This window comes from Streptomyces phyllanthi, assembly GCF_009377205.1.
Classification (GTDB): Bacteria; Actinomycetota; Actinomycetes; order Streptomycetales; family Streptomycetaceae; genus Streptomyces; species Streptomyces phyllanthi.
In genome coordinates this window covers 1-5,354 of record NZ_VJZE01000554.1, presented here as the reverse complement: position 1 = coordinate 5,354, position 5,354 = coordinate 1, and the positions used below count along the sequence as shown (strand labels likewise).

The following is a 5,354-nucleotide window of genomic DNA, read 5'->3' as shown; positions in this document are numbered from 1 at the left end:
GGGTAGGGGCGGGGGCGAGAAACGCTCAGCGGCGACTTTCCGCGCGGAACGTCCGGCGGTACCCCGTGGGCGTCACCCCCAGCGCCGCCTGCAGGTGCTGCCGCATCGACTGGGCCGTGCCGAAGCCCGCGTCGCGGGCCACCTGGTCGATCGACAGGTCGCTGGACTCCAGGAGGTGACGGGCCCGTTCGACGCGTTGCTGGGTGAGCCACTGGCCGGGGCTGATGCCTACCTCCTCGCGGAAGCGGCGGGTGAACGTACGGACCGACATCGCCTCCTGGCCGGCCATGTCGCGCAACTGGATCGGTTCGTGCAGGCGGCCGAGCGCCCATGCCCGGGCGCCCGTGGTGGTCGCCGTCTGCGGGTCGGGTACGGGGCGTTCGATGTACTGGGCCTGCCCGCCGTCGCGGTGGGGCGGTACGACCGTGCGCCGGGCCACGTCGTTGGCGATCGCCGAACCGTGGTCGCGGCGCACCATGTGCAGGCACAGGTCGATGCCGGCCGCGACGCCCGCCGAGGTGAGCACGTCGCCGTCGTCGATGAACAGCACGTCCGGGTCGACCTTGATGCGGGGGAAGAGCCACTGGAGACGATCGGCGTCCGCCCAGTGTGTGGTGGCGGGGCGGCCGTCGAGGAAACCGGCGGCGGCGAGGACGTACACGCCGGTGCAGATGGAGGCGAGCCGGGTGCCGGGGCGGATGTGTGCGAGGGCGGCGGCCAGGCCCTCGGTCAGTACGCCCTCCTCGAAGACAGGGCCGAGTTCGTAGGAGGCCGGGACCAGGACCGTGTCGGCCGTCGCCAGAGCCTCGGGGCCGTGCTCCACCTGGATGGCGAAGTCGGCGTCCGTCTCCACCGGGCCGGGCGGCCGGATCGAGCAGGTCACGACCTCGTACAGGTGCCGTCCGCCCGCGTCCTTGGGGCGGCCGAAGATGCGGTGCGGGATGCCGAGTTCGAAGGGCAGCAGTCCGTCGAGGGCCAGGACGACGACACGGTGCGGGCGGAATCCCTGGGCGCCGCTCGTGGCCCGGTGCTCTGTGCTCATGGCCCGATCCTAGCGAACACTGGCTTTCCGGCCACTCGATGGGTGTGACCGCAGGCCGGAAGCTTTATGGCGTGACCCAGACAACCGAGACCACCACCGCCCTCGAGGAAACCCCGTCCACCCGGCCCGCACGGCTCCGCGTCCACCGCGCGTGGTTCGTCGCGGCCGTGACCTTCGTGACGATCATCGGCGCCGCCGCCTTCCGCTCCCTGCCGGGTCTGCTGATCGATCCTCTGCATCAGTGGTTCCAATGGTCGCGGGGCACGATCGGCGCGGCGGTGTCGGTCAACCTGGTGCTGTACGGGCTGACGGCGCCGTTCGCGGCCGCGCTCATGGACCGGTTCGGCATCCGCCGCGTGGTCGCGGTCGCCCTCACCGTGATCGCGGTCGGCTCGGGCGCCACCGTGTGGATGACGGCGGCCTGGCAGCTCATCCTGTGCTGGGGCCTGCTGGTGGGCCTGGGCTCGGGCTCCATGGCGCTGGCCTTCGCCGCCACGGTCACCAACCGCTGGTTCACCGAACGGCGCGGCCTGGTGACCGGCATCCTCACCGCGGCCTCCGCCTCCGGCCAGCTGATCTTCCTGCCGCTGCTGGCCTGGATCGTCGACGAGTACAACTGGCGCCCGGCCGCCGCCACGGTGGCCCTCGCCGCGCTGGCCGTCGTCCCGTTCGTCTGGCTGCTCCTGCGGGACCACCCCGCGGACGTGGGCCTGAAGCCGTACGGGGCGAAGGAGTTCGTGGCCAAGCCCGCGCCCGTGCCGGGGGCCGCCCGGCGCGCGGTGACCGTGCTCTTCTCGGCGATGCGCACGGGACCCTTCTGGCTGCTGGCCGGCACCTTCGCGATCTGCGGCGCCTCGACCAACGGCCTCGTCCAGACCCACTTCGTGCCCGCCGCCCACGACCACGGCATGCCCCCCATGGCGGCGGCCTCGCTGCTGGCGGTCATCGGCGTGTTCGACGTCGTCGGCACGATCGCCTCCGGCTGGCTCACCGACCGCTTCGAGCCGAGGCGGCTGTTGGCGGTGTACTACGCCTTCCGCGGCATCTCGCTGCTCTTCCTGCCGATGCTGCTGGCCCCGAGCGTCCACCTGCCGATGGTCTTCTTCATCGTCTTTTACGGCCTCGACTGGGTCGCCACGGTCCCGCCGACCCTCGCGCTCTGCCGCGAGCAGTACGGCGACGACAGCGCCATCGTCTTCGGCTGGGTCCTCGCCGCCCACCAGCTCGGCGCCGCCCTCGTCGCCTTCCTCGGCGGCGCCGCCCGTGACACCTTCGGCTCGTACGACGTCGTCTGGTACGCCTCGGGCGCGCTGTGCGCGGCGGCGGCGCTGATGTCGCTGGTGATAGGGCGGCGGCCGGTGGGAGCGCCGGGGCGCCTCGCCACGGGGAGCTAGGGCTAGGGCCTGTCGTTCGGATCAGGCCGGCTGTGAGGTGCGGTGCGTTCAGGCCGACAGGGCCTAGCCGAGGCGCCCCCTGTGGAAGAGCAGGGGTGCTGTCTCTGCCTCGTGGCCGTCTCCGGCACCCAGCGCGTCCACCCTGCCCACCACGATCAGATGGTCCCCGCCCGGGTGCACGGCGTGGATCGTGCAGTCGATCCAGGCGAGAGCTCCTGTCAGGCGCGGGGAGCCGGAGGCGGGGGACGCGTCGTAGGCCACGCCTGCGAACTTGTCGGACCCGCTCACCGCGAAGCCGCGGCACAGGCCGGCCTGGTCCGCGCCGAGTACGTTCACGCAGAAGACGCCCGCGCGGGCGATGCGCGGCCAGGTCGTCGACGTACGGCCGACCATGAACGCGACCAGCGGTGGGTCGAGGGAGAGGGAGGAGAAGGACTGGCAGGCGAAACCGGCGGGGCCGGCCGTGTCGTCCCCGGGCGGTGCCGTGATCACGGTCACCCCGGTCGCGAAGGTGCCCAGGACCCGGCGGAACTCCGCCTGGTCGACCGGGGCCCGCTCGTCCTCCCCGACGCACCGCAGCTCCGGGCGCGGCAGCACTTCGACGGGCTCCGCGGCCGTACGAGCCCCTGCCGACCTCAGATAACGGACGGCGGCTGCCGCCATCCCCGCGTGTCCCATCACATCCGCCATTGAACCTGACGGACCGTCAGAAGTGAAGGTCCGTGCACCTTCCCGTGCGGCCCGTACGGCCTTCCGTATGGCCTCCCGTGCGGCCCGTACGGCCGTTCAGCGCCCCCTGAACACAGGGGTCCGCCGCTCCACGAAGCTCGCCACGCCCTCGTTCGCGTCCGCCGTCGTCATGTTGATCTCCTGGGCGGTGGCCTCGGCGGCGAAGGCGGTGGTGCGGTCGGTGTCGAGGGAGGCGTTCACCAGCTGTTTGGTGAGGGCGAGGGCGCGGGTGGGGCCGGTGGCGAGGCGTTCGGCCCACTCTCGGGCCGTCTTCTCCAGTTCCTCCGGTGGGACCACGCGGTTGACGAGGCCGAGGCGTGCCGCGTCCGCCGCCGGGAGCGCGTCGCCGAAGAACATCAGTTCCTTCGCCCGCTGCGGCCCGATCAGCCGGGGGAGGAGGTATGCCCCACCGCCGTCCGGCACGAGACCGCGCCGTACGAACACCTCGATGAAACGCGCCGGTTCCGCCGCCAGTACCAGGTCGCACGCGAACGCGAGGTGCGCGCCGATCCCGGCCGCCGTGCCGTTCACCGCCGCGATCACCGGCTTCTCGCAGTCCAGTACGGCGGCGATGAGGCGCTGGGCCCCGAGCCGGATGGTGCGGGCGACGTCGCCGGCCACGCGCTCGCCGGGTCGGGCGGAGGTCCCCCGCAGATCCGCGCCCGCGCAGAAGCCGCGGCCCGTGGCGGTGATCACGACGGCCCGTACGGCAGGGTCCGCGGATGCCTCCGAGAGCAGTTGGATGAGTCGTTCCCGCTGGTCCGGGGTGATCGCGTTCATCGCCTCGGGGCGGTTGAGGGTGATCCACGAGACCGCGTTGTCAGTGGCGTGCAGTATCAATGAGTCACGGGATCTTTCGGGAGGATCAAGGGGGGAAGCGGACATGTGGAGGCTCCGTTGGGTACGGGGAGTGACGGACTTCTTGAGCGGAAGGGTGCGCTCAGTGGCACACCGCCAGCGCGTCCAGCGCCACGGCCCCCTGCCCGCGGGGGAGCACCATCAGCGGGTTGATGTCCAGCTCGGCGATGTCGTCCCCCAGTTCCAGCGCCATGCGCTGCACGCGGAGCACGACCTCGACGAGGGCGTCCACGTCGGCCGGGGGAGCCCCGCGGACCCCGTCCAGCAGGGCCCGCCCGCGCAGTTCGTCGAGCATGGCGTGGGCCTGGTCCTCACCGAAGGGCGGCACGCGCACGGCGGAGTCGCGCAGCACCTCCACGAGTACGCCGCCGAGCCCGACCGTGACCGTCGGCCCGAAGAGCTGGTCGTGCGTGACGCCCACGACCATCTCGACGCCCCGCTCGACCATCTGGCACACCAGCACCCCGTCGAGCGCGATGTCCTCGTAGCGCGCGATGTCGGTGAGCTCCCGGTAGGCGTCGCGGACCTGGCTGGCGGAGGTCAGCCCGATCTTCACCAGTCCGAGCTCCGTCTTGTGGGCGATCCGCGCGCCGGACGCCTTCATCACCACGGGATAACCGACCAGGCTCGCCGCCCGTACGGCCGCCGCCGCGCTGGTCACCAGCTGCTCGCGAGGCACCCGGATTCCGTACGCCCGCAGCAGTTGCTTCGCCGCGTGCTCGCTCAGCTGCTGTCCGGGCCGCATCAGTGCTTGCGCCTTGCGGAAGGAGGGCGACGGGGTGCGGGGGGCCTCGTCGAAGGGGGAGCGGTACGAGGCGGTGAACCGCGCGTGGTCGAGGTGGGCGCGGACGGCCGTGATGCAGTTGGCGAAGGTGCGGAAGGTCACGACCCGGGACGAGCCGAGCAGCGTCTCCCGGTACGCCGCCTCGGTGCCGACCGGAGAACCCCACACCACGCACACCAGCTTGTCCGACTGCTCCGCCGCGTCCACGAGGTCCTGCGCGAGCTTGTCGCTCATCGGCGGGAACGGCCCGGTGATGGGACAGATCAGCACCCCCACGGCCGGGTCGGCGAGGATCGCGTCGATGATCTTCCGCCCGCGCCAGTCGCCCACCGGGTGCCCGCCGTTGTCGACGGGATTGGAGACGTTCAGATACTCGGGTATCCACTGGTGCAGCTCGGCCTGCTTGGCCTCCGACAGCGCCGGCAGACGCAGCCCCGCCTCCGTCGCCAGGTCGGCGAAGTGCGCGCCCGTGCCGCCCGAGATCGAATAGACGACGACCCCGTCGGCCGCGACGCCGGTGGCGGTGGCAGGGGCGGTGGCGGGAGCC

At 72.1% G+C, this 5,354-nt stretch carries 5 protein-coding genes; 1 reads left to right on the top strand and 4 read right to left on the bottom strand.

Annotation, left to right across the window (positions count from 1 at the left end; genetic code table 11):
• Positions 1 to 25: 25 nt before the first annotated feature.
• Positions 26 to 1,042: a GlxA family transcriptional regulator gene (locus FNH04_RS40635; protein ID WP_152791208.1), complete on the bottom strand. Its 1,017-nt coding sequence runs from the start codon at positions 1,040 to 1,042 to the stop codon at positions 26 to 28.
• A gap of 71 nt (positions 1,043 to 1,113) precedes the next feature.
• On the opposite strand from FNH04_RS40635, the gene FNH04_RS40630 reads away from it, so the two are divergent.
• Positions 1,114 to 2,436, top strand: coding sequence for an MFS transporter (locus tag FNH04_RS40630; protein ID WP_322725302.1), 1,323 nt, complete (start codon positions 1,114 to 1,116; stop codon positions 2,434 to 2,436).
• Between the two features lie 63 nt (positions 2,437 to 2,499).
• On the opposite strand, the gene FNH04_RS40625 is transcribed toward FNH04_RS40630, so the two are convergent.
• The 3 genes from FNH04_RS40625 to FNH04_RS40615 all read right to left on the bottom strand — a co-directional run.
• A complete protein-coding gene (locus FNH04_RS40625; RefSeq protein WP_228031910.1) occupies positions 2,500 to 3,114 on the bottom strand; it encodes a flavin reductase family protein in 615 nt (204 codons plus the stop codon).
• 108 nt (positions 3,115 to 3,222) lie between these two features.
• On the bottom strand, positions 3,223 to 4,050 hold the full coding sequence (locus FNH04_RS40620; protein WP_152791205.1) for an enoyl-CoA hydratase/isomerase family protein: 828 nt from the start codon (positions 4,048 to 4,050) through the stop codon (positions 3,223 to 3,225).
• Positions 4,051 to 4,105: 55 nt separating this feature from the next.
• Positions 4,106 to 5,354: acetate--CoA ligase family protein (locus FNH04_RS40615; RefSeq protein ID WP_194236986.1), on the bottom strand; the 1,249-nt coding region annotated here is incomplete at its 5' end.